Origin of the sequence: Chromobacterium sp. ATCC 53434, from assembly GCF_002848345.1 — a bacterium.
Taxonomy (GTDB): Bacteria; Pseudomonadota; Gammaproteobacteria; order Burkholderiales; family Chromobacteriaceae; genus Chromobacterium.
In genome coordinates, this window is sequence record NZ_CP025429.1 from 3,089,022 (window position 1) to 3,112,228 (window position 23,207).

A 23,207-nucleotide genomic window follows, 5' to 3' on the forward strand; every position below is an offset into this window, starting at 1 on the left:
GCAAACCGATAAACAAGAAAGTTTTCCATGATGAAACACACCCTGCTGCTGGCCGGGCTGGGCGCCGCTTTGCCTTTTTCCGCCCTCGCCGCCGACACCTCCGCTCCCGACTCCACGCTTGAGCGCGTCACCGTCACCGGCTCCAATCTGCGCGCCAGCTCCAAGGCCAAGACCAATCCGGTTCAGGTGATCAGCGCCGCCGACATCGAGCGCAGCGGCAAGACCAGCCTGCCGGACGTGCTGCGCTCGCTGGCCGTCAACAGCGGCAACAGCTTCAACGAGCAATACACCGGCAGCTTCTCGGCCGGCACCGCCGGCGTCTCGCTGCGCGGCCTGGGCCAGCGCAACACCCTGGTGCTGGTCAACGGCAAACGCGTCGCCAACTACGCCACCGCCCAGGAATTGCAGGAGACCTTCGTCGACCTGAATTCGCTGCCGCTGAAGGCGGTCAAGCGCATCGAAATCCTGAAGGACGGCGCCTCGGCCATCTACGGTTCCGACGCCATCGCCGGCGTCGTCAACATCATCCTCTACCCGTCCTACCAGGGCCTGGAGCTCGGCGCCGACGTCGGCCGCGACACCAGCACCGGCCAGGACGAGCGCCGCGTCAACCTGCTGGCCGGCAAGGGCGACCTGGACCAGGACGGCTACAACGTCTGGTTCTCCTTCGACGCGCAAAAGCGCGACCGCCTGATCCAGAGCGACGTGGACTGGCTGCGCGACAACGACTTCCGCGGCCAGCCCGGCGGCGCGCTGGTGCGCACGCCGACCAACTACTACAACGGCAAGCCGACCGACCGCGCCCCGAACGCCGCGGGGCCGCTGGTCGACACCGACTACTCGACGCTGAACCCGGACAAGAGCGGCCGCGTCTGGGCCTACAATCCGGCGCGCTACACGACACTGATGCCGGGCATTGAGCGCTACCACGCGGCGCTGCACGGCAGCTACCGGCTGAACGCCGGCGCCGAGGCCTACGCCGAGTTCCTGTACGGCGCCAGCCACAGCAGCCAGATCTTCGGCCCGCCGCTGTCGGTGTCCAGCTCGCTGCGCGCCTGGAACGCCGCCAACCAGTCGCTGACGCCGATCAGCAATGTGCTGCCGGCCGGCAATCCGGGCAATCCGTACCCGACGCCGACGCCGGTCACCGCGACGCTGTTCGACGTCGGCGAGCGCGACAAGACCGACAGCTCCTCGTTCCGCCGCCTGCTGGCCGGCGTCAAGGGCAGCGGCGACAAGTGGGACTGGGATGTGTCCGGCCTGTACTCCGACACCCGGCTGCGCGAGTACGCGTACAACTTCGTCAACCGCTACGCCTACCAGAACCTGCTGGCCAGCGGCGGCTACAATGTCGTCGATCCGTCGCAGAACAGCGCCGCCGCGCTGGCCGCGCTGCGCATCGACACGCTGCGGCCGGCCTGGTACCGCACCGCCAGCCTGGACGCCACCGCCAGCACCGAGCTGGCGCAGCTGCCGGCCGGCCCGCTGGGCTTCGCCGCCGGCTACCAGTTGCGGCGCGAGATGATGAACGCCGGCACCTCGCCCGAAGTGGCCAGCGGCACCGAGCTGCGGCCGGCGCTGGACCTGATAAACGGCGCCCGCAACGTGCAGGCCGCCTACGCCGAATTGAACGCGCCGCTGACGTCGGCGCTGAGCCTGAATGCCGCCGCGCGCGCCGACCACTACAGCGATTTCGGCAGCGCCTTCTCGCCGAAACTGGGCCTGCGCTACCAGCCGCTGCAGAGCCTGACGCTGCGCGGCACGCTGTCGCGCGGCTTCCGCGCGCCGTCTCTGCCCGAGATCACCAGCAGCACCGCGGTCAGCTACGGCTCGGTGCAGGACCCGTACGATCCGGTGACGCCGGGCCAGTCGCTGGGCTTCACCCACCTGGTGGTGGCCAATCCGGCGATCAAGCCCGAGCACTCGACCAATGCCAATCTGGGCCTGGTGTTCGCGCCCAGCGCCGACAGCAGCGTCTCCATCGACTACTACCGCATCCGCCAGGACGACGTGATCGGACTGGAGGACGTCGACAGCATCGTGCGCAACCCGGCCGCCTATCCGGGCGCCGTGGTCCGAGACGCCCAGGGCCGGCTGCTGACCATCACCCAGCAGTTCATCAATCTGGGCCGCCGCGAGACCTCGGGCTTCGATCTGGACCTGCGCCACAGCTGGAGGCTGGCCGCCGGCCGGCTGACGCTGGCCGCGCAATGGAGCCGGCTGCTGTCCTTCCGCCAGCCGCAGCAGAAGAACGGACCGCTGGCGGAAGGCGCCGGCAGCAATCTGCTGGGCGCGCTGCCGCGCTGGAAGGGCCAGACCTCGGCCACCTGGGACGCCCGCGACTGGTCGGCCACCGCCACCTGGTTCCACACCGACGGCTATACCCAGGCCTTCAGCAGCGGCGCCGGCGACCAGAGCCGCGTCGACGGCTCCGACACCGTCAACCTCAGCGCCAGCTACCGCGGCATCAAGCGCGTCACGCTGACCGCGGCGGTGCAGAACCTGAGCAACCGCCGTCCGCCGTGGGATTCGCACGCCGGCATCTACTACGACGCCAGCCAGTACGATCCGGGCGGCCGCGCCTTCTCGCTGGGCGTGCAGTACAAGCTAGACTGAGCGTCCCGACTTCCCTCGCGCATGAACGGCGCCCATTTCGATGGGCGCCGTTTTTTTTGCCATCAAGTATCAAAGATCAGTAAATCTACCTATTCTGTATTAATCTGCAGTAGACAGTAGACATAAGACCGCCCGCCAAGGACGGCTTTGACACGCGACTCGCCCTAGTTTTGATTTGAAGGAATTGCAGGCATGGCCTTTTTCAATCGTTCCCTTATCCGCCAGCTCGAAACCGCCCAGCTTGATCTGGAGCGGGCCAACAATCGGCTGGCCGCCATCGAACGTTCGATGGCCGTTATCGAATTTTCCGCCAATGGCGAGGTCATCCAGGCCAATGAAAACTTTTTGAACGCAATGGGGTATCGCGCCGACGAAATCGTCGGTCGTCATCACAGCACTTTTTGCCAGCCCAGCTACGCCAACAGCGCCTCCTATCGGGAATTCTGGCAGAAGCTCGGTCGCGGCGAGTTCCAGTCCGGCCACTTCCAGCGCCTGCGCAAGGACGGCAGCGAAATCTGGCTGGAAGCCAACTACTCGCCGATCGTGGACGTCACGGGCAAGGTGACCGGCGTGATCAAGGTGGCCACCGACATCACGTCCCAGGTGCAGGCCGAACAAGACAGCAAGGCGCTGCGCCAGGCGATAGACCATTCGATGGCGCGGATCGAGTTCGATCTGGACGGCAACATCCTCGACGCCAATGACAACTTCCTGAAAGTGTTCGGCTACCAGCGTGGCGCCGTCATAGGCAAGCACCACCGGATGCTGTGCGAGGCCAGCTACGCCCAGGGTCCGGAATACGGCCAGCTGTGGCAGCAACTGAAGCAGGGCCGCTTCCTGGAAGGGCAGTTCCGCCGCGTCAACCATGACGGCGAGGTGATCTGGCTGCAGGCCACCTACAATCCGGTGCTGGATCCCAGTGGCCGGCCGGTGCGGGTGGTGAAGTTCGCCAGCGACATCAGCGAGCAGATGCTGCGGCTGCGGCAGCAGGCGGACAACGCGCAATCGGCGGTGCACGCATCGGAAAACACCGAGCAGCTGTCGATACAGGGCAGCAGCGTGCTGGAGCAGGCGACCACCGAGATCAACCGCGTCGCCGGCAGCGTCGAGACCTCGTCCGGCATCCTGTCCAAGCTCGGCGACAGCTCCACCCAGATCGGCAGCATCGTCAGCACCATCAGCGACATCGCCGACCAGACCAATCTGCTGGCGCTGAACGCGGCGATCGAGGCGGCGCGCGCCGGCGAGATGGGCCGCGGCTTCGCCGTCGTCGCCGACGAGGTGCGCAAGCTGGCCGAACGCACCAGCCAGTCCACCGGCGAGATTTCCGGCATCGTCAAGAGCATACAGAGCGACTCGCGCTCGGCGATAGACGCGATGCGGCAGATGCAGCAGCTGGCAGGCAACAGCCTGCAGCTGGCCGACCAGGCCCGCGGCGCGATACAGGAAATCCGCAGCGGCGCCCGCGACGTCGTCCAGGTGGTGCGCGAGGTGTCGGAGTTGCTGCAACAAAGCTGAGGCATCGGGTTTGCATCAGAAAAGCGGGCTGCATGATTGCAGCCCGCTTTTTTTGTTGGCCGCAAGCCGTTTGCACGGCTTCCCGCCAGATGAAATGCGCCCGGCGCCTAACAACGCCCCGCCTATCAATATTCGAATAGAAATATGTCAAGCCATTGGCCAAAAAGAGCGTCACGGCTCCCGCTCCGCATCCGAACTCGTCACGCGGGGAATACCATAAGAATTATTTAGCCACTTCCATTATGAACAAGACCATGCTCGCCCTGAAATTGAAAATTCCGACGACTTGATCTTATATTGGGATAGTATTTTTGAGAAAGCAGGGCTCGACATGAAAATATTAAAGATATTGGTATTGATTTTCATGATCATCACCACATCCAGCCAGGCCGCCACGCTGTCCAGAGTTCGGGTTTCAATTGAAGTCGGCATTCTGGAAAACTACAAGAAATGGATAGACACAGCGGGCGGTGACTGTACAAAAATAGAGACTTACAAGTCCATTTACGCCACCAGGGCAGCGGTTGAAATGATCTTGCTCTGCCAGGCGTTGCGCACAGGCGGATATCATGGCCCGATCGAACTGGTTGCCATGCCGAATTACAGCCGGGAGGTGAGAGAGGCCGAGCAAGGCCATGTCGACATGCCGTCGGAGTCCCTGTGGAGCATCGACATCCAGCCGAATGAGTTCTACGTCACGCCCCCGGTGATAAAACAGGGCGATTTTGAAAAAGGGCTATACACGGCCACAGGGAAAAACATTACCGTCAAGCATTTGAGCGATTTGAAAAAATACACGGCCGCCATGTCTTCCCTGTGGGTCGTCGACTGGAAAACCTTGAAGGGAATGGATTTGACGGTCGAGAATGTTTCAACCGAGGACGGAATATTCGACATGGTGACCAGCGGCCGAGCCGACTTCACCATTCTTGAATTCACAACCCTCCCAGGAATGCAGCAATCATTCAGGGGGAAAACCTTATTCCCCGTACCTGGCGTAAAAATATCGCTTGATGGAGAAAGATCATTTGTCGTGTCAAAGCAGTCTCCGCACGGAAAAATGGTTTTCCTCGTCTTCAGCGCCGGCCTGAAAGAGATGGTGAAATCGGGCACGATTCACAGAGCCTGGGTGGAATCTGGATTCTTCAATCAGAACGTCGAATCCTGGATCGACCTTAGACAATGCTGCAAATAAGCGGAGCAGACGCGTGACGGCCCGCCCGATAGAAAAAGGCTGCCGGCGATTTCCGCGAGCAGCCTTCGTCCACACCGGCAACGGACTAGATCAATAGCCCAGCCCCAGCGCGGCGCGCACATCGCCCATCGTCTCGCGCGCCACCTTCTCGGCGCGGGCATTGCCGTCGGCGAGGATTTCGGCGACCAGCTTCGGATTGCTCAGGTATTTCTCGGCGCGCTCGAACATCGGCTGCTGCTCGCGCACGACGGCGTCTATCACCGGCTGCTTGCAGTCCAGACAGCCGATGCCGGCGGTAGTACAGCCGGCCTTGACCCATTCCTTGGTCTCGCCGTCGCTGTAGACCTCGTGCAGCTGCCACACCGGGCAAAGGCTCGGCGTGCCCGGATCGGTGCGGCGCACGCGGGCCGGATCGGTCGGCATGCCGCGGATCTTCTTGCTGACCGTCTCCGGCGCCTCGCGCATCGTGATGGTGTTGCCATAGGACTTGGACATCTTCTGGCCGTCCAGGCCCGGCATCTTCGACGCCGCGGTCAGCTTGGCCTCGCACTCCGGCAGGATGATCTTGCCCTTGTTCTCCAGCCAGCCGTACAGCCGCTCGCGATCGGCCGCGCCCAGGTTCTGGCTGGCGGCCAGGATTTCACGCGCCTTCAGCAGCGACTCGGCGTCGCCGTCCTGCAGATAGGCGGTGCGCAGCCGGTCGAAATCCTTGCCGGCCTTGCCTATCTTCTTCACCGCCGCCTTCGCCAGCTCCTCGAAGTTCGGCTCGCGGCCGAACATGTGGTTGAAGCGGCGCGCCACTTCGCGGGTCAGCTCGATGTGCGGCACCTGGTCCTCGCCGACCGGCACCAGTCCGGCTTTGTACACCAGGATGTCGGCCGCCTGCAGCAAGGGGTAGCCGAGGAAGCCGTAGGTGGTCAAATCCTTGTGGCTGAGCTTCTCCATCTGGTCCTTGTAGGTCGGCACCCGCTCCAGCCAACCCAAGGGCGTCACCATCGACAGCGCCAGATGCAGCTCGGCGTGCTGCGGCACCTTGGACTGCACGAAGACGGTGGATTTTTCCGGATCGACGCCGGAAGCCAGCCAGTCGATCACCATCTCGTTGATCGACTTGCCGATGATGGACACGTCGTCGAAGTTGGTGGTCAGCGCATGCCAGTCGGCCACCATGAAGAAGCATTCGTGGCTGTGCTGCAGCTCCACCCAGTTCTTGATCACACCGTGGTAGTGGCCCAGGTGCAGGCTGCCGGTGGGGCGCATGCCGGAAAGGATGCGGTTGGCGGACATATTGTTGTGCTCTCGATAGGGACGCGGGAAAGGAAAAGCCGCCGGCAGCAATCCGGCGGCCACGCCCGCTCAGGTTTCTAGAAAAACAGTCGCAGCAGATGATACATCAATACATAAAACGGCTGCAGGATCTTGCCCAGCAGCCCGGTGGCGATCAACAGCAGCAGAATCCACATGCCGTAGCGCTCGGTCTGGCCATAGCGCCAGGCCAGGTTCGACGGCAGCAGGCTATGCACGATGCGGCCGCCGTCCAACGGCAGTATCGGCAGCAGGTTCAACAGCATCAGCGACAAATTGATGGCGATGCCGGCCTGGCTCATCAGCCGCAGCGGCTCGCCATAGCCGCCGACGCCGGACAGCGCCAGCTTCAACAGCAGGGTCCAGCCCAGCAGCATCGCGAAATTGGCGGCCGGCCCGGCCGCCGCCACCCAGCGACCGTGCTCGCGCGGCTTGCGCAGCGCGCCAAAGTCGACCGGCACCGGCTTGGCCCAGCCGAAGATGAAACCGCCGGCCCACAAGGTCATCAGCGGCAGCAGCACGGTGCCGACAGGATCGATATGCTTCAGCGGATTCAGCGTCATCCGCCCCAGCAGATAAGCGGTGTCGTCGCCGAAGCGGCGCGCGGCGTAGGCGTGGGCCGCCTCGTGCAGCGTGATCGCCAACAGCACCGGCACGGCGTAGATGGTGACTTGTCGCACCAGAGCATCGAAATCCACCGCCATCTCCTTTTTGCGCTGCCCTTCGGGGCCGGCCGCTAGGCCAGCACCGCGCCGACGATCAACACCACGATGGCCTGCACCAGCGGCAGCAACAGCTTGCCGAGTACGCCGCTGAACATCAGCAGCAGCAGAATCCAGAAACTGTAGCGCTCCACCTTGGAAAACTGCCAGGCGGCCCGCGCCGGCAGCAAGGCCTGCACGATGACGCCGCCCGGCAGCGGCGGCAGCGGGATCAGCGTGAAGATCATCAGCGCGACGTTGACCTTGATGCCGATCAGCGCCATCAGTTGCAGCGGCTCGCCGAAGTAGTCCGACAGATGGCCGGACGCCGCCACCACGCCGGCCCACAGCAGGGCCATCGCCAGATTGGCCAGCGGCGTCACCACCGCCACCTTGGCCAGCGCGGTGCGCGGATTGCGCATCGCGCCGGGATTCAGCTGCAGCGACTTCGGCCAGCCTATGATGAAGCCGCCCATCGCCACGCCTATCAACGGCAGCACGATGGAGCCTATCGGATCGATGTGGGCCAGCGGGCTGAAAGTGCGGCGGCCGGTCATGTAGGCGGTGCGGTCGCCGAGCCGGTCGGCCATGAAGGCCTGCGCCCCGGCGGGAATGGTGATGGCGAACAGTATCGGCAGTATCGATACCGCCAACTGCTGGATCAGGGAGAGTTGCTGCATGATTTCCTAGATAAGATGTCGAATTGAATCACAGGCCGAACGGCGCCAGCGGGCCCTTGCCCGCCCGCACCAGCTCGACGCCGTCGGTCATGTCTATGACGGTGGTCGGCTCGACGCCGCACCAGCCGCCGTCCAGCACCGCCTCCACCGCGTGCTCCAGCCGTTCGCGGATCTCCTGCGGGTCCGACAGCGGCTCGGCGTCGCCCGGCAGCATCAGCGTACAGGACAATATGGGTTCGCCCAGCTCTTCCAGCAAGGCCTGCGCCACCTTGTGCTCCGGCACGCGCAGGCCGATGGTGGCGCGCTTCGGGTGCAAGGTGCGGCGCGGCACCTCGCGGCTGGCCTGCAGGATGAAGGTGTAGCTGCCCGGCGTCGCGCTCTTCAGCAGCCGGAACTGGCGGTTGTCGACGCGGGCGTAGTTGGCCAGCTCGGACAGATCGTGGCAGACCAGCGTCATCATCCGCTGCTTCAGGCCCAGCCCGCGGATGGCCAGCAGGCGTTCCAGCGCGTCCTTGTCGCCGAGCATGCAGCCCAGCGCGTAACAGGAGTCGGTCGGATAGGCGATCACCCCGCCTTCGCGCAATATCCTCACCGCCTCGCGTATCAGGCGGATCTGCGGATTGTCGGGGTGGATCATGAAATATTGCGCCATATTCTTGTCCTTGTGCGCTCAGCGCAGGATGCGCGCGTCCAGCTCGCGCCAGATCGGCCGGCAGATAGGCGGCAGATCCTCGGTATGGCCGACGTCGCGGCCGCCCTCGCCCGGCGCGTGAAAATCGCTGCCGCAGCTGGCGAACAGCTGGTGGCGCTCGGCGTGCAGCGCGAACTTGTGCATGTCGTCGAGGCTGTGGCTGCCGCAGGCCACTTCTATGCCCTGGCCGCCGGCCGCCTTGAAGTCCAGGATCAGCCGCTCGATCAGCGTCTTGCCCATGTCGTAGCGCCCCGGATGGGCGATCGCCGCCATGCCGCCGGCGCCGACTATCCAGCCCACCGCCTCCTCCAGGCCGGCCCAGTCGTGCTCGACATAGCCCGGCTTGCCCGGCGTCAGGTATTTGCGGAACACCGTGCGCAAGTCCTTGACCGCGCCGCTGGCCACCAGATGGCGGGCGAAATGGGTGCGGCCCACCATCTCGGGGTTGTCGCACCGGGCCATCGCCCCTTCGAAGACGCCCGGTATGCCGGCATTGGCCAGCGCCGCCCCCATCCGTCGCGCGCGCTCGACGCGGCCGTCGCGTATGCCCTTCAGGCCGGCGGCCAACCGCGGTTCGTCCGGGTCTACGCCGAGACCGACGATGTGCACCGTGTGCCGCCCCCAGCTGACCGACACCTCGACGCCGTTGAGAAAGCCGATGCCATGGCGCGCGGCGGCGGCCGCCGCCTCGGCCAGGCCGCCGGTGCAGTCGTGGTCGGTCAGCGCCAGCAGCGTCGGCGAGCGCGCCGCGGCGCGGTCGATGACTTCGGTCGGCGTCAGCGCGCCGTCCGAAGTGCGGGAATGGAAATGCAGATCAATGCCGGCCATCGTCGCCTCCCGCGGCCGGCCGTGCGACCCGGCGCCGCTCCCAGGCGGCCAGCCGCTCGCGATAGGCGCGCAGCTCCTGCTGGTAGAGGTCCAGTATGCACGGTTCGCAGCCGCTGCCGCAGCACATGTCGTCGCTCACCTCGAACGGCGGCTCGGGCATGATGTCGGCGGAATCATCCATCTCACTCGGCCTCTACCGCGATCAGGAAACCGTCCCCGCTGACCTGCTGGCCGGCGCGGATCTTGCAGGTCTTGCGCAATTCCTGCTGGCCGTCCACCGCCACATTGCCTTCGGCGATGAAATACTTGGCGCCGCCGCCGGACTGGCAGACGTTGCAGGCCTTGAGCAGATCGCACAAGGCGATGTATTCGCCGGACAGGCGGAAAGTCTGTTTCATGTTTTGCACACTCGTTCTGGACAGGCTTGTGAGCGGTCTGTGGACAAAGCCGCCAAGCCCTTAATCTGTCTGATGTTTTTGCCGCCGCCCATTTTTTAGGCAGCTTCGCCCGGCTATCCACGCCGGCAGCGAACAATATTGTGGAGCCACTGTGGACAAGCGCGGCAAGGCCATGTTTTCGCTGGCCATTTTCGGTCTGATTATTTTTTAGTCAGCCAATAGCGGCAAAAGTGCCTGCTGGGCGCGCGCCAACCGCGCCTCGCGCGCTCCGGCCACCTCCACCGCGTCGATTCCGCTGCGCGCCAACTCCCGCCGGTACAATTCCAGCAGCCAGTCGCGCTGTTCGGGATGGCTGCGCAGCGGGTCCGGCTCCCACGGGATGTCCGGACGGGCCAGCACCGTCAACGCGTAGTCGCCCGGCCGGTACAGCGCCAGCAACGCGTCCGACGCCCGCTGGTGCGCCACCTCGGCCCAGATCTTGCAGGTCAGCACCGTGGTGTCGCACAGCAGGATGTCGGCAGCCTCTTCCGCCCGCCGCTCGGCGGCCAGCTGGCCGGCGGCGATCGCCTCGATGTCGGCCATGGTGGAAATATAAGGCCGGTCGGCGTAATAGGCGCGCGCATACTCGGGCACCCACGCCGCTCGGCGGCCGCCGGCGCGAAGCCGCCGCGCCCATTGTTCGGCCAGCGTGCTCTTGCCGCTGGACTCCGGGCCGACTATCGCCACCCGGATCGGCCTGCCGGCCTGCTGCTGCACCATTGTTCAGTCTTCCACGCTATCGGCCGTCATTTCGGGCCGAGCGGATTATTATACCGCGACAAGCCGCGCCTTCCCCGCTTTTCCATGATTTCGCCGACAAAATCGGCGAGCCGGGCGCGAAAGTTGCCGGCACATCGAAACCGACTATGCTTTGACCATAACGCGCCATCAATATCGCCGCACGCCGCATCGATCGGATTTTTCCGCCTCGAGATGTCTTGACCCTGGAGATTTCATGCGAGTAACTGGCCGCACTTCCGCCCTGTTTGTCATCGGCTCCGCCGCGCTATTGTCGCAGCCGGCCTGGGCCATGCCCCCGGGCATGGAAGAGAAAGTCGCCGACGTGATGGTGTGGGTCGTCGTCGTGCTGGTGCCGGTGGCCGCCATCTATCTGTTCTGGAAAGTGCATGTGCTGCCGGAAGTCTTCGCCGAGAAGCACCAGCATCCGCAAAAGCACGCCATCCAGGTGCTGTGCCTGCTGTCGCTGGCCTTCGGCGGCCTGCTGTGGCCGATCGCCTGGTTGTGGGCCTTCACCAAACCCACGTCCTACAAGGCCGCCTACGGCACCGACAAGCACGACGACTTCTTCCTGAAACCCGATGGCGCCCACGCCGACAAGCCGCTGGATCTGGCCATCGTCGACGATGAGATCATGCTGCTGAAAGAGAGGCTGGCGGGCCTGTCGCAGAAACGCGCGCTGATCGTCGGCAAGCAGGCCGGCGGCGACAAGGAGGCTGGCGATGCTTGAAATCATCCTCGGCGGCTACGCCTTCCTGATCTGGCTGATCTTCATCAAGTTCAAATGGCTGCCCTGGAACATCCAGACCCAGGTCGGCTCGGCGACCGGCGCGCTGGCGCTGCTCGCCACCATCATCTTCACCATCAATGTTGTCACCCCGTCCTCCGGCGACGTCCGCGTCATCAACTACGTGTCGGAAATCGTGCCGCGCGTGGCGGGCACCGTTACCCGGGTGGCGGTCGACGGCAATACCCTGGTCAAAAAGGGCGACGTGCTGCTGGAAATCGACAACACGCCGTACCGGCTGCGCGTCAAGGAGCTGAAGGCCAAGCTGGCCGACACCACCGCCTCGTCGAAGACGCTGCGGCAGGACCTGGACAGCGCCGACAGCGACGCCGCCGCCGCGCGGGCGCAGCTGGAGTTGATGCGGCAGCGGCTGAACGAAGCCAGGACACTGGCCAGGACCGGGGCCGGCAACCAGTACGATGTGGAGAGCTTCCGCGCCGAGGTGAAGAAGGCCGAGTCGGCGCTGGCGTCGGCGCAGAGCGGCCAGGCCAAGGCGCGGACCAGACTGGACGGCAAGGTCGGTCCGGACCTGGCCAGCGTGGCCCAGATCAAGGCGCAGCTGGAGGCCGCGCAATACGATCTGGACTCCACCGTCATCCGCGCTCCCGCCGACGGCTACGCCATCAACGTCGCCGTGCGCCCGGGCAATTACCTGGTGCCGATGCCGTTCCGGCCGGCGCTGAGCTTCGTCGAACAGGAGCAACGCATCCTGGCCTTCTTCGACCAGAACGAGCTGCGCTACGTCCAGCCCGGCGACAAGGCCGAGGTCGCGTTCAAGACGCTGCCCGGCCGGCTGGTTCGCGCCCGGGTCGATTCCATCGTCTGGGCCAATGGCCAGGGCCAGCTGGCCCAGTCCGGCCAGGTGCCGAACACGCCGGTGGAGCTGGCCCCGCCGCCGCTGGCGCAGAAATACGCGGTCAAGCTGCTGCCGGTGCGCGACGACGGCGACGCGGCGCTCTTCATCCCGATGGGGGCGCGCGGCGACGGCGCCATCTACACCGAGAAGCTGGCGCCGCTGCACCTGCTGCGCATGGTGATGATCCGCGCCCAGTCGCTGCTCAACTACCTTGTGCTGAAACTGCACTGAGGGGGCCGCGATGATCAAAGCGCAGATGCTGCTGCCGCTGGCCGCCAGTCTATGGCTGGCCGGCTGCGCCGTTCCCTCGCCGGACAGCCGGGCCCTGGCGCTGGAACACGCCTCGCTGCCGGACGGCTGGCGCGCCGCCGCGGCCGCCGGCCGCTTCGACGCCGACATGCTCGGCTTTCCGATAGACGCCCGGCTGCGGGGCCTGATCGCCGAAGCGGTGCGCCACAACGCCGATCTGCGGATGGCCGCGGCCAGGATGGAACAGGCGCAGGCCGCGCTGAAGGCGGCCGGCGGTGCCATGCTGCCGTCGGTCGCCATCGGCGGCCAGGCCGGCAACTCCAGCCTGCCCACCTCCAGCATGAGCACCTCCGGCACGGCGCTGATCGCGGCCTGGGAGGTCGATCTGTGGGGCCGCCTGGCCGCCGAGAAGGACGCCGCCCACGCCCGCCTGCAAGCGTCGGAACTCGATCTGGCCTATGCCCGGCAGTCCATCGCCGCCGGCGTCGTCCGCGGCTGGATCGCCGTGGCCGAAAGCACGCAGCAGCTGGCGATCGCGCAACGGATGCTGAGCCTGTCGCAGCGGCAGCTGGCGCTGATCGAACAGGCCCGCAAAGTGGGGCGCGACACCGAGCTCGACGTCGATCTGCATCGCGCCAACGCGGAGGCGCAACGCCAGCAGCTGTTGGCCAGCCAGCAGGCGCAGGAACAGGCGCGGCGCGCGCTGGAACTGCTGCTGGGCCGCTATCCGGCGGCCGAACTGTCGGCGGCCGGCGCGCTGCCGGCGGTGTCCGACACGCTGCCGGCCGGCATTCCATCGGAACTGCTGAGCCGCCGCCCCGACCTGCTGGCGTCGCGGCAGCGCTTCGAGGCGGCGTTCTACGGCGTCGAAGCCGCCAAGCGCGCCCGCCTGCCCTCGCTGAAACTCAGCGGCGGCGTCGCGTATATCGCCGACTCCGCCGTCCTGCTCAAGTCCGGGATAGACAACCCGGTCTGGGCGGCGACCGGCCAGATGCTGGCGCCGATCTTCACCGGCGGACAGTTGCAGGCGCAGGTCGAGGCGCAGAACGCCAGGCAGCGCGAAGCGGTGGCCGGCTACAACCGCGCCGCGCTGAACGCGCTGGCGGAGGTGGAGAACGGCCTGGCCGGCGAGCGCCTGCTCGGCCAGCGCGAACGCGCGCTGCAAGCGCAGACCTCGGCGCTGGCGAAGGCCGTCGCCCATGCCGGCCAGCAAAGGCGGGTCGGCAAGATCAGCCAGTACCAGCTGCTGCAACAAGAACTCAGCCTCGATGCCGCCGAAGCCGGCCGGCTGCGCCTGCAAAGCCAGCGGCTGGACAATCGCATCGCCCTGCATCTGGCACTGGGCGGCCGCTTCCCGATCTGAATCTTTTGCGGCCATGGCGGAAACCGGCGAACGGCTCCCCGCTTCGGCGCCGCTTCCGGATTACCCAACACAAGTCGGGGACAGGCCTGTGAGCTGGCTGTGGAAAAACCGGGCAAGTCCTTGATGGCGTTTCCATTTCCGCCTGGCGATTATTTTTTAGGCAGGCAGGAACTTTTTCCCCACCGCCGGTGCAGAGCCATGTGGGCGCATTGTGGATAAGCCACGCAAAGCCATGATAAGGAAGAAGAAAACCGCATTGCTCATTTTTTAGGCAAAAACGGCGGCGGCGCGATGGCAATTCTCCCCGGCGCCGGTACACAATCCTGTGCGTTGCATGTGGACAAGCGGCGCAAGTGGCTGATTTTCCAAACCGCCGCCTCGTCTGCCTATTTTTTAGGCAAAAAGCGGCGCCGCCGACAAACCGGCACCGGCCGCGCTTGCCCACATCCGCGGTGCAAAGCCATGTGGAAGCGTTGTGGACAAGCGAGGCAAGTGCTTGAATGCGCGGCATGAAAAAGGGCTGCCCAAAAAATGGGCAGCCCCGGTACCCGACAGCGGCCGGCTATGCCGTCATCTCGCCGCGCAACGGGCGGGTCAGCTGTTCGCGCAACGCCTCGCCGCCGACGCCGGCCGACAGCAGCACCTGCATTTTGGCCAGCGCCGCCTCCGGCGTCAGATCGGCGCCCGGCAACGCCCCCGCCTTGGCCAGCGGCTGGCTGGCGGCATAAGCGCCGACCTCAACCGCGCCCTTCACCGCCTGGGTCAGCGTCAGCACCGGGCCGCCGCGCGCCGTCATCGCCGCGATGCCGCCCAGCAGCGCCGGATCGGCCGGCGCATTGCCGCTGCCGTAGGCAAGCAGCACCGCGCCGTCCAGGCCGCCGTCGCGCAATATCTGTCCGGCCAGCGCGCTGCCGTGGCCCGGCGTCAGCATCAGGACGGCGAACTTTAGGTCCTCGTTTATGCGCTGCGGCCGCCACGGCTGGCCATCGGCCGGCAGCCAGCCCGCGCGCCGCCAGTCGGCGTGGATGGCGAATTCGGCCAGCGGCTCGGCGTTCGGACTGCCGAAACCGGCGAAGCGTTCGACATCCAGCTTGCGGACGCGGCTGCCCCGCAGCAACAGACGGTCGAAGGCGACGACGACCTCGTTCAAGTCAGGCTGGCAGGCCGCCTCGAAAGCGTCGGCCAGATTGCTCCAGCCGTCCGAGCGCGGATGCACCAGCGGCAGCTGGGCGCCGGTCAGCACCACCGGCTTGGCCAGGCCGCGCAAGGCGAAGGCCAGCACGCCGGCGCTATAGGCCATGGTATCGGTGCCGTGGATGACGACGAAGCCGTCGTAGTCGTGATAGCGGGAATCCAGCGCGTCTATGATCTGGTTCCACTGCCGGGGCGTGATCGCCGAGGAGTCGATCAGCTGTTCGAACTCGACGACGTCGAATTCCAGGCCCGGACGGGCGAGACGCTGCAGCAGCCGCGGCAGCAGGCCCGGCACCGGCGCCAGGCCTTCGGGGGTGTGGTCCATGCCTATGGTACCACCGGTGTAGAGCACCAGGATTCGGCTCATTGCATACTCCATCGCACTTGATCTGCGACGATGGTAGCGCAAGCCTCATCCGGCGTCACACGCCGGCGGTACAGGCGGGATCAGCGCAGCGCGTCGGACATCGCCACATCGATGGCGCGGCGCGCATCGTCGATGTGATGGACGATGTCGCGCTGCAGCGAACGCAGATAGGGATCATCCTCGCGGTGGGTCGCGTCGCGGCGGGCCTTGTCCAGCAGCTCCCGCGCCTGGTGGAAGCGGTCTTCCGGGCGCCAGCGCGCATCGGGCCGCGTCCGCTCGTAGATGTCCTTGCCGTCGTCGATGGCGGCGTCTCTCATCTTGCGCAGCGCCTTGTTGATTTCGTCGACCGCGTGGCGCTCGTCGTCCATCACCTGCGGATAGTCCGGCCGGGCCAGCAGATCGCGCGCGGCGCGCAGATCGGTCATCGCGTGCAGATAGTACGGATGCGCCTCCGGATGCCACTGGTGCTGCTGCCAGGTCCAGGGCTGGCCGTCGCGCCAGTCGTCGGCCAAGGCCTGGCTGCTCAGTGCCGCGTTGCCGGCGGCGGCTATCGTCAACATCATCAGAATGCCGGTCAGTTTCATGTCTGTCTCCTCGACGGTATCGATTCGGAACGGCCCGCGCTCAGCGCAGGGCGTCGTTGATTGCCTGTTGCACCGCGCGGTGCGCGGCGTCGACGTGATGCAGGATGCGGTGCTGCAGATCGCGCACCCACGGATCGTCTTCCTGATGGCTGGCGTCGCGGCGGGCGGCGTCGAGCAGATCCAGCGCGCGGTGGAAGCGGTCGCTCGGACTCAGCCGCGCGTCGGGCTGCTCGTAGCGCCACGGCTGCTTGCCGTCCTCGATCGCGGCCCGCTGCATCTCGCCCAGCGCGGCGTCGATCTCGGCCACCGCGCGGCGCTCGTCGTCGGCGATCTGCGGATAGTCGGGCCGCGCCAGATAGGCGCGCGCCTGGCGCAGATCGCTCATCGCGTGCAGATAGTAGGGATGCTCCGCGGGACGCCACTCGCGCGGCATCTCCAGCCGCACCGTCGTCGCGTAGACCGGCTGGGCGCGCGGCGGCGCCACCACGCAGCCGCTTAGCCCGGCCGCAGCGGCCAGCGGCAGCAGCCACAGAACGGCCTGCTTCTTCATCATTTCCACATTGCTCTCCTCGGCGATCGGTCCGGCCCGCTCCGCATCTGGGCGCCGGACACATGCCAACAGTCTGTTATTTGCGCCGAACCGCATGTCCGGCCTGCTTCGAATAATCGCACCCCGCTACCGGATGTTCAGCAGCGATTAGGTTTCCGCGTGTAAGCGTTTGTAGCGGCCGCGGCATCAGGCCATATTCGTTTTAATTAAGATTTTCTTAATAAGGTGTTTTTGTGAATTTCTATTAAGCAAGGCCGCCAATGAAACATGTACACAGTCGGCAAAAAAGTGACAGACAGTTTGACTGGCTGTTCTCTTTTTCCACTCCAACATTCTGAAATTGACTTTTGTTAAGCAGACGAGCGCCAGGAAATGATAAAAATTGGTCAAACACGAACAAAAAAGTACTTTGTCATCATTGTGCCGCCCTGCCGAGCCGAGACTTGCGGGGCGGAAACGGCGACGCTCCGCCCCCGATGGGGCGCGGTCGTCAGCCACTTCATCAACAAACAAAAAGGTGCGTTATGTCTTTACACCGCAACCATGATATTCAGGCCCTGCAAGGCCAGACGATGACCATCCACATCAATGACCAGCCGGTCGTCGCCGCCAGCGGCGAAACCGTGCTCAGCGTGCTCAGCGCCGTCGGCCTGCGCCAGCTCAGCCGCAACGACAACCAGCAGATCGCCGGTTCCTATTGCGGCATGGGCGTATGCCACTGCTGCCTGGTCAAGATAGACGGCCGGCACAAGCGCCGCGCCTGCCAGACCGTGGTCAGCCCCGACATGCGGGTGGAAACCGCCGGCAACCGCCTGAACACGGAGGGCCTGAGATGAGCGCGAAACCGGTGATCGTCGGCGGCGGCCCGGCCGGCATGTCGGCCGCCATGGAACTGGCCCGCCACGGCGTCGCTTGCACGCTGCTGGACGAGGCCTCCCGCGTCGGCGGCGTGGTCTACCGCGGCCCGCTGCGCGAAGGCGTGGTGCTGGACTATCTCGGCGAGCGCTATCGCGAAAGCATGCAGGCGCTGCACCGCGAATTCGAACAATATCGCGAGCGCATAGCCATCCGGCTGAACACCCGCGTCGTCGGCGGCAGCGACAGCGAGCTGTTCGCGCTGACCGCGGACGAGCAGGTCGAGGCCGTGCCCTATTCCCATCTGCTGCTGGCGGCCGGCTGCCACGAGCGCAGCGTGCCCTTCCCCGGCTGGACGCTGCCCGGCGTGATCATGCTGGGCGGCCTGCAATTGCAGATCAAGAGCGGCGTGGTCAAGCCGCTGGGCCGCACCGTGCTGGTGGGCACCGGCCCGCTGCTGCCGCTGGTGGCCTGCCAATTGCACCGCGCCGGCGTCGAGGTGGCCGGCGTCTACGAGGCCTGCGCCTTCGGCAGGCTGGCCAAGGAGGCGATCGCGCTGCTCAATCAGCCGCAGTTGTTCCTGGACGGCCTGAGCATGGTCGCCTACCTGAAGCGTCACGGCGTCCCGCTGCACTACGGCTGGGGCGTGGTCCAGGCCCACGGCGACGCCGAGCTCGGCGAAGTGACCGTCGCGCCGTACGACGCCGAATGGCGCGCCGACCTGACGCGCAGCCGCCGCCTGCCGGCCCAGACGCTGGCCGTCGGCTACGGCTTCATTCCGCGCACCCAGCTGACCCAGCAGATGGGCCTGGAGCACCGCTACGCCGACGACGGCTATCTGAAGCCGGTCAACGACGACTGGCAACGCAGCAGCCGCGACAACGTCCACCTGGCCGGCGACGTCGGCGGCCTGCGCGGCGGCGACGCCGCGATGATCACCGGCCGCATCGCCGCGCTGTCCATGCTGCGGCAACTGGGCAAGCTGGACGAGACCCAGGCGCTGCGCCTGCGCCAGGCCAGCCTGGACGAGCTGGCCTCCGTCCTGCGCTTCCGCAAGGGCATAGACAGCTTCACCCGCCGCGGCCATGGCCAGCTGGCGCTGCCGGACAGCGACACCGTGATCTGCCGCTGCGAGCACGCGACCCGCCGCGATATCGACACCGCGCTGGAACAGGGCGTCAACGACCTGATCAGCCTGAAGATGCGCACCCGCGTCAGCATGGGCGACTGCCAGGGCAAGATGTGCGTCGGCTATTGCAGCGACCGGCTGCGCGAACACACCGGCAAGCGCGACGTCGGCTGGATACGCCCGCGCTTCCCGCTCGACCCGCTGCCGTTCTCGGCTTTCGCCAGCACCCAACAGACTGAAGAGATTTGACATGAGCAAGCAATACGACATCGTGATCGCCGGCGGCGGCGTGATCGGCGCCTCCTGCGCCTACCAGCTGTCCAAGCGCCGCGACCTGAAAATCGCGCTGATAGACAGCAAGCGCCCCGGCAACGCGTCGCGCGCGTCGGCCGGCGGCCTGTGGGCGATAGGCGAGTCGGTGGGCCTGGGCTGCGGCGTGATCTTCTTCCGCATGACCTCGGCCAAACGCAAGCGCGAGGCCGCCGGCGCCGCGGTGGCGGTCGACGCCAGCACGCCGCACATCCTGCCGCAGAGCTTCTTCGACTTCGCGCTGGCGTCCAACGCGCTGTACCCGACCCTGCACCAGGAGTTGATGGAAAACCACGGCATGGACTTCAAGTTCGAGCGCACCGGGCTCAAATACATCATTTACGATGAGGAAGACCAGCTGTACGCCGAGCACATCGCCGCGCAAATTCCGCACCTGGCCAGTGAAGTGCACTGGTTGGACCGCGCCCAGCTGCGCGAGAACGAGCCCTTTGTCAGCGACAAGGCCCAGGGCGCGCTGGAGTTCCTCTGCGACCACCAGGTCAGCCCCTTCCGCCTGACCGACGCCTACACCGAGGCGGCGCGGCAAAACGGCGTCGACGTGTTCTTCAACGTCAACGTCACCGGCGTCACCCGCGAAGGCAGCCGCGTCACCGGCGTGCGCACCGCCGAGGCCGGCGACTTCAGCTGCCACACGCTGATCAACGCCGGCGGCTCCTGGGCCGCCGAGCTGTCGCGCTGGGCCACCGACCGCACCATTCCGGTCAAGCCGGTCAAGGGCCAGATCGTGTTGTCGGAGAAGATGCCCAAGCTCTTGCGCGGCTGCATCACCACCAGCGACTGCTATATCGCGCAGAAGGACAACGGCGAGATCCTGATCGGCAGCACCACCGAGGACAAGGGCTACGACACCACCATCACCTATCCGGAAATCAACGGCCTGGTGCAGGGCGCGATACGCTGCGTGCCGGAGCTCGCCAACGTCAACATCAAGCGCTGCTGGGCCGGCCTGCGTCCCGGCACGCCGGACGAACTGCCCATCCTGGGGCCGGAAGACGGCGTCGACGGCTATCTGAACGCCTGCGGCCACTTCCGCACCGGCATCCTGACCTCGGCCATCACCGGCGTGCTGCTGAACGGATTGGTGCGCGGCGAGCCGCTGCCGCTGGACATCGCGCCGTTCCTGGCCGGCCGCTTCCCCAACCGCACCGCGGAGCAGATGGATTTCGCGCTGCACGCCTGAGACCGCTTCCTCTCATAGCCGCCACGACCTGATGGTCTGGCGGTTTTTTTTCGTCCCCCGGCCTATGGTCCAGGCTTGCAACCTTTTTGTCATATTACTGACGTCGTTTTGTCATCAATCCCTCATACCATCGCATCAGTTTTTCGATAGATAAGGCCACAGGCCAGGAAGGGGAGCAATGATGAAGCACAAACTGGGTTACATCGCCGTCGCCGGCGCCCTGGGGATGATCGCCAACGCCGCGCTGGCCGACAATCTGGCCGCGCTGGTCCAGGCCGCCAAGAAGGAAGGCGAGCTGACCGTGATCGCGCTGCCGCACGACTGGTGCGGCTACGGCAATGTGATCGCCGGCTTCAAGGCCAAGTACGGCCTCAAGGTCAATGAACTGAATCCGGACGCCGGCTCCGCCGACGAGCTGGAGGCCATCAAGGCCAACAAGAACAACAAGGGTCCGCAGGCGCCGGACGTCATCGACGTCGGTCTGTCCTTCGGTCCGCAAGCCAAGGCCCAGGGCCTGCTGCAGCCGTACAAGGTGTCCACCTGGAAGACCATTCCCGACAACGCCAAGGACAAGGACGGCTACTGGTACGGCGACTACTACGGCGTGCTGACCTTCCAGGTCAACCGCGATCTGGTCGGCAAGGCCCCGACCGACTGGTCCGACCTGTTGAAGCCGGAATACAAGAACGCCGTGGCGCTGGCCGGCGACCCGCGCGCCGCCAACCAGGCCATCCAGGGCGTGTTCGCCGCCGGCCTGTCGCAGGCCAAGGGCGACGTGGGCAAGGCCGCCGACGCCGGTCTGAAATTCTTCTCGCAGCTGAACAAGAACGGCAACTTCGTGCCGGTGATCGGCAAGGCCGCCTCGCTGGCCCAGGGCACCACCCCCATCATCGTCCGCTGGGACTACAACGCGCTGGCCGACCGCGACACGCTGAAGGGCAACCCGAAAGTGGATGTGATCGTGCCGAAGAGCGGCGTGGTCGCCGGCGTCTACGCCCAGGGCATCAGCGCCTACGCGCCGCACCCGAACGCCGCCAAGCTGTGGATGGAATACCTGTTCTCCGACGAGGGCCAGGTGGCCTGGCTGAAGGGCTATTGCCACCCGATCCGCTTCAACGACCTGACCGCCAAGAAGAAGATTCCGTCCGAGCTGATCAGCAAGCTGCCGGACGCCGCCGCCTACAAGAAAGCGGTGTTCCCGACCATAGAGCAGCAGGAAGCCTACAAGGCCGGCATCACCAAGCAGTGGGACAGCGTGGTCGGCAGCAACGTGAAGTAACACGCCGCGCCTAGCCTTCCCTTCGGGCCGCCTCTGGCGGCCCGTTCACCTAGAGAAACATCGATGTCCGCATCCTCAGAATCTATGCCGACGCCCACCTCCCGCACAGCCAGTCCCCCAAGCGCCGCCCGCGCCTCGCTGCTGTCGTGGCTGGGCGTCGCGCCCTTTCTCGCCTTCGCGCTGCTGTTCCTGATCCTGCCGACCGTGCTGTTGATGGCCGGCGCCTTCCAGGACGCCCAGGGCCACTTCACGCTGAACAACATCGTCCGCCTGTTCGACGACAATATCGTCAGCGCCTACAAGATCAGCCTCGAGATCAGCGCCGCCTCGGCCATTCTCGGCACCCTGCTCGGCCTGTTGCTGGCGCTGGCGGCGATACGCGGCGGCCTGCCCGCCTGGATACGTCCGACGCTGACCACCTTTTCCGGCGTCGCCTCGAACTTCGCCGGCATCCCGCTGGCCTTCGCCTTCCTGTCCACGCTGGGACGGATGGGCCTGGTGACGATGCTGCTGCGCAAGTATCTGGATGTCGACCTGTACGCCAGCGGCTTCTCCATCCTCAGCTTCGCCGGCCTGACGCTGACCTATCTGTACTTCCAGATTCCGCTGATGGTGCTGATCATCGCGCCGGCGGTCGAAGGGCTGAAGGACGAATGGCGCGAGGCCTGCGAGAGCCTGGGCGGCTCCGCCCTCGCCTACTGGCGCCACATCGCGCTGCCGGTGCTGTGGCCCAGCATGGTCGGCGCCGCGCTCTTGCTGTTCGCCAACGCCTTCGGCGCGGTGGCCACCGCCTACGCGCTGACCGGCAGCTCGCTGAACATCGTCACCATCCTGTTGTACGCGCAGATCCACGGCGACGTGCTCCACGACCAGAACCTGGGCTACGCGCTGGCGCTGGGCATGGTTCTGATCACCGGCAGCGCCAACGCCGGCTATATCTGGCTGCGCAAGCGCAGCCAAAGGGAGGCCGCATGAAACCCACCGCCACCTCGCGCCTGGGCGCCTGGATCGCCATCGTGCTCGGCAGCGGCTATTTCCTGCTGCCCCTGATCGCCACCTTCGAATTCAGCCTGAAGATGAAACGCGACGGCTACAGCTTCGAAGCCTACAAGACGGTGTTGACCGACCCCGGCTTCCAGGCGAGCTTCGCCTACTCGGCGCTGCTGGCCTTGCTGACCATCCTGGTCGGCATCGTGCTGGTGGTGCCCACCGCATTCTGGGTGCAGCTGAAACTGCCCAGGCTACGGCCGCTGATCGAGTTCATCACGCTGCTGCCGCTGGTGATTCCGGCCATCGTGCTGGTGTTCGGCTACCTGCGGCTGTACGGCAGCGGCGGCTGGCTGCCGTTGACCGGCAACGAGCGCGGCACCGACCTCTTGCTGGTGTTCGGCTATGTGACGCTGGCCCTGCCCTATCTGTACCGCGCGGTCGACACCGGCCTGTCGGCGATAGACGTGCGCTCGCTGACCGAGGCGGCGCAGAGCCTGGGCAGCGGCTGGTTCGACATCCTCAGGCTGGTGATCTTCCCCAATCTGAAAACCGCCATCCTGTCCGGCGCCTTCCTGACCTTCGCCATCGTCATCGGCGAGTTCACGCTGGCCAGCCTGTTGGCCCGCCCGGCCTTCGGCCCTTATCTGCAGCTGATAGGCGCCAACCGCGCCTACGAACCGGCCGCGCTCGCCATCATCGCCTTCCTGGTCACCTGGGCGGCGATGGGGCTGATGCAGGTGGTCAGCCGCAACCGCGCCGCGCTCGGCGCCGACGAACACTGAAAC

23 protein-coding genes and 1 pseudogene are annotated in these 23,207 nt (G+C 65.7%); 13 read left to right on the top strand and 11 right to left on the bottom strand.

The features are described from left to right. The first annotated feature begins 27 nt into the window (after positions 1–27). The 4 genes and pseudogenes from CXB49_RS13880 to CXB49_RS13890 all read left to right on the top strand — a co-directional run bounded on the left by CXB49_RS13880 (position 28) and on the right by CXB49_RS13890 (position 5,329). Complete coding sequence (locus CXB49_RS13880) at positions 28–2,616, top strand: TonB-dependent siderophore receptor (protein ID WP_233492806.1); 2,589 nt, start codon at positions 28–30, stop codon at positions 2,614–2,616. A 192-nt stretch (positions 2,617–2,808) separates the two neighbouring features. Continuing rightward, positions 2,809–3,573 (top strand): annotated as a pseudogene (locus CXB49_RS24460) (PAS domain-containing protein); the annotation flags it as partial. Positions 3,574–3,585: 12 nt separating this feature from the next. After that, on the top strand, positions 3,586–4,134 hold the full coding sequence (locus CXB49_RS24465) for a methyl-accepting chemotaxis protein (RefSeq protein ID WP_369826581.1): 549 nt from the start codon (positions 3,586–3,588) through the stop codon (positions 4,132–4,134). Positions 4,135–4,465: 331 nt separating this feature from the next. Beyond that, positions 4,466–5,329, top strand: coding sequence for an ABC transporter substrate-binding protein (locus tag CXB49_RS13890; RefSeq protein ID WP_158300861.1), 864 nt, complete (start codon positions 4,466–4,468; stop codon positions 5,327–5,329). Between the two features lie 90 nt (positions 5,330–5,419). Here CXB49_RS13890 and CXB49_RS13895 read toward each other — a convergent pair whose 3' ends face one another. The 8 genes from CXB49_RS13895 to CXB49_RS13930 form a co-directional block, all read right to left on the bottom strand. Continuing rightward, positions 5,420–6,616, bottom strand: coding sequence for a tryptophan--tRNA ligase (locus CXB49_RS13895; protein ID WP_101708959.1), 1,197 nt, complete (start codon positions 6,614–6,616; stop codon positions 5,420–5,422). 77 nt (positions 6,617–6,693) lie between these two features. After that, a complete protein-coding gene (locus CXB49_RS13900; protein ID WP_101710716.1) occupies positions 6,694–7,332 on the bottom strand; it encodes a site-2 protease family protein in 639 nt (212 codons plus the stop codon). Between the two features lie 38 nt (positions 7,333–7,370). Continuing rightward, complete coding sequence (locus tag CXB49_RS13905) at positions 7,371–8,015, bottom strand: site-2 protease family protein (RefSeq protein WP_101708960.1); 645 nt, start codon at positions 8,013–8,015, stop codon at positions 7,371–7,373. Between the two features lie 28 nt (positions 8,016–8,043). After that, the gene (locus CXB49_RS13910; protein ID WP_101708961.1) at positions 8,044–8,667 is read right to left on the bottom strand and encodes an L-threonylcarbamoyladenylate synthase; all 624 of its coding nucleotides are present in this window, start codon (positions 8,665–8,667) and stop codon (positions 8,044–8,046) included. Positions 8,668–8,685: 18 nt separating this feature from the next. Continuing rightward, positions 8,686–9,534, bottom strand: coding sequence for a 3',5'-nucleoside bisphosphate phosphatase (locus CXB49_RS13915; protein ID WP_101708962.1), 849 nt, complete (start codon positions 9,532–9,534; stop codon positions 8,686–8,688). Then, entirely contained in the window at positions 9,521–9,715 is a 195-nt protein-coding gene (locus CXB49_RS13920; RefSeq protein WP_101708963.1) for an oxidoreductase-like domain-containing protein, read from the bottom strand. The genes CXB49_RS13915 and CXB49_RS13920 overlap by 14 nt, the downstream gene beginning before the upstream one ends. Position 9,716: 1 nt before the next feature. Continuing rightward, complete coding sequence (locus tag CXB49_RS13925) at positions 9,717–9,932, bottom strand: RNA-binding S4 domain-containing protein (RefSeq protein ID WP_101708964.1); 216 nt, start codon at positions 9,930–9,932, stop codon at positions 9,717–9,719. A 207-nt stretch (positions 9,933–10,139) separates the two neighbouring features. After that, positions 10,140–10,691: an AAA family ATPase gene (locus tag CXB49_RS13930; protein WP_101708965.1), complete on the bottom strand. Its 552-nt coding sequence runs from the start codon at positions 10,689–10,691 to the stop codon at positions 10,140–10,142. Between the two features lie 235 nt (positions 10,692–10,926). Here CXB49_RS13930 and CXB49_RS13935 point away from each other — a divergent pair, with 235 nt between their 5' ends. Genes CXB49_RS13935 through CXB49_RS13945 form a run of 3 tightly spaced genes read left to right on the top strand, consistent with a single transcriptional unit; the run spans position 10,927 to position 13,964 of the window. Beyond that, entirely contained in the window at positions 10,927–11,439 is a 513-nt protein-coding gene (locus CXB49_RS13935) for a DUF3302 domain-containing protein (protein WP_101708966.1), read from the top strand. Next, positions 11,432–12,583 (top strand): HlyD family secretion protein, encoded by a 1,152-nt coding sequence (locus tag CXB49_RS13940; protein ID WP_101708967.1) that lies wholly within the window; start codon positions 11,432–11,434, stop codon positions 12,581–12,583. Before CXB49_RS13935 ends, CXB49_RS13940 begins: the two co-directional genes overlap by 8 nt. 10 nt (positions 12,584–12,593) lie before the next feature. Beyond that, positions 12,594–13,964, top strand: a complete 1,371-nt coding sequence (locus CXB49_RS13945; protein WP_101708968.1) for an efflux transporter outer membrane subunit — start codon at positions 12,594–12,596, stop codon at positions 13,962–13,964. Positions 13,965–14,526: 562 nt separating this feature from the next. On the opposite strand, the gene CXB49_RS13950 is transcribed toward CXB49_RS13945, so the two are convergent. The 3 genes from CXB49_RS13950 to CXB49_RS13960 all read right to left on the bottom strand — a co-directional run bounded on the left by CXB49_RS13950 (position 14,527) and on the right by CXB49_RS13960 (position 16,668). Beyond that, positions 14,527–15,525: an asparaginase gene (locus tag CXB49_RS13950; RefSeq protein ID WP_101708969.1), complete on the bottom strand. Its 999-nt coding sequence runs from the start codon at positions 15,523–15,525 to the stop codon at positions 14,527–14,529. Positions 15,526–15,605: 80 nt separating this feature from the next. After that, positions 15,606–16,109, bottom strand: coding sequence for a hypothetical protein (locus CXB49_RS13955; protein WP_101708970.1), 504 nt, complete (start codon positions 16,107–16,109; stop codon positions 15,606–15,608). Between the two features lie 40 nt (positions 16,110–16,149). Beyond that, a complete protein-coding gene (locus CXB49_RS13960; RefSeq protein ID WP_158300862.1) occupies positions 16,150–16,668 on the bottom strand; it encodes a hypothetical protein in 519 nt (172 codons plus the stop codon). A 563-nt stretch (positions 16,669–17,231) separates the two neighbouring features. On the opposite strand from CXB49_RS13960, the gene CXB49_RS13965 reads away from it, so the two are divergent. From CXB49_RS13965 to CXB49_RS13990, 6 genes are all read left to right on the top strand, one after another. After that, positions 17,232–17,495, top strand: a complete 264-nt coding sequence (locus CXB49_RS13965; RefSeq protein ID WP_304441826.1) for a 2Fe-2S iron-sulfur cluster-binding protein — start codon at positions 17,232–17,234, stop codon at positions 17,493–17,495. Beyond that, positions 17,492–18,892 carry an NAD(P)/FAD-dependent oxidoreductase gene (locus CXB49_RS13970; RefSeq protein ID WP_101708973.1) on the top strand — a complete coding sequence of 467 codons (1,401 nt, stop codon included), beginning with the start codon at positions 17,492–17,494 and terminating at the stop codon, positions 18,890–18,892. The genes CXB49_RS13965 and CXB49_RS13970 overlap by 4 nt, the downstream gene beginning before the upstream one ends. Before the next feature lies 1 nt (position 18,893). After that, positions 18,894–20,153, top strand: coding sequence for a cyanide-forming glycine dehydrogenase subunit HcnC (gene hcnC / locus CXB49_RS13975; RefSeq protein WP_101708974.1), 1,260 nt, complete (start codon positions 18,894–18,896; stop codon positions 20,151–20,153). A 178-nt stretch (positions 20,154–20,331) separates the two neighbouring features. Continuing rightward, positions 20,332–21,432, top strand: coding sequence for an ABC transporter substrate-binding protein (locus CXB49_RS13980; protein WP_101708975.1), 1,101 nt, complete (start codon positions 20,332–20,334; stop codon positions 21,430–21,432). 63 nt (positions 21,433–21,495) lie between these two features. Next, positions 21,496–22,407 carry an ABC transporter permease subunit gene (locus tag CXB49_RS13985; protein ID WP_101708976.1) on the top strand — a complete coding sequence of 304 codons (912 nt, stop codon included), beginning with the start codon at positions 21,496–21,498 and terminating at the stop codon, positions 22,405–22,407. Next, a complete protein-coding gene (locus CXB49_RS13990; protein ID WP_101708977.1) occupies positions 22,404–23,204 on the top strand; it encodes an ABC transporter permease in 801 nt (266 codons plus the stop codon). Before CXB49_RS13985 ends, CXB49_RS13990 begins: the two co-directional genes overlap by 4 nt. Positions 23,205–23,207: the final 3 nt, after the last annotated feature.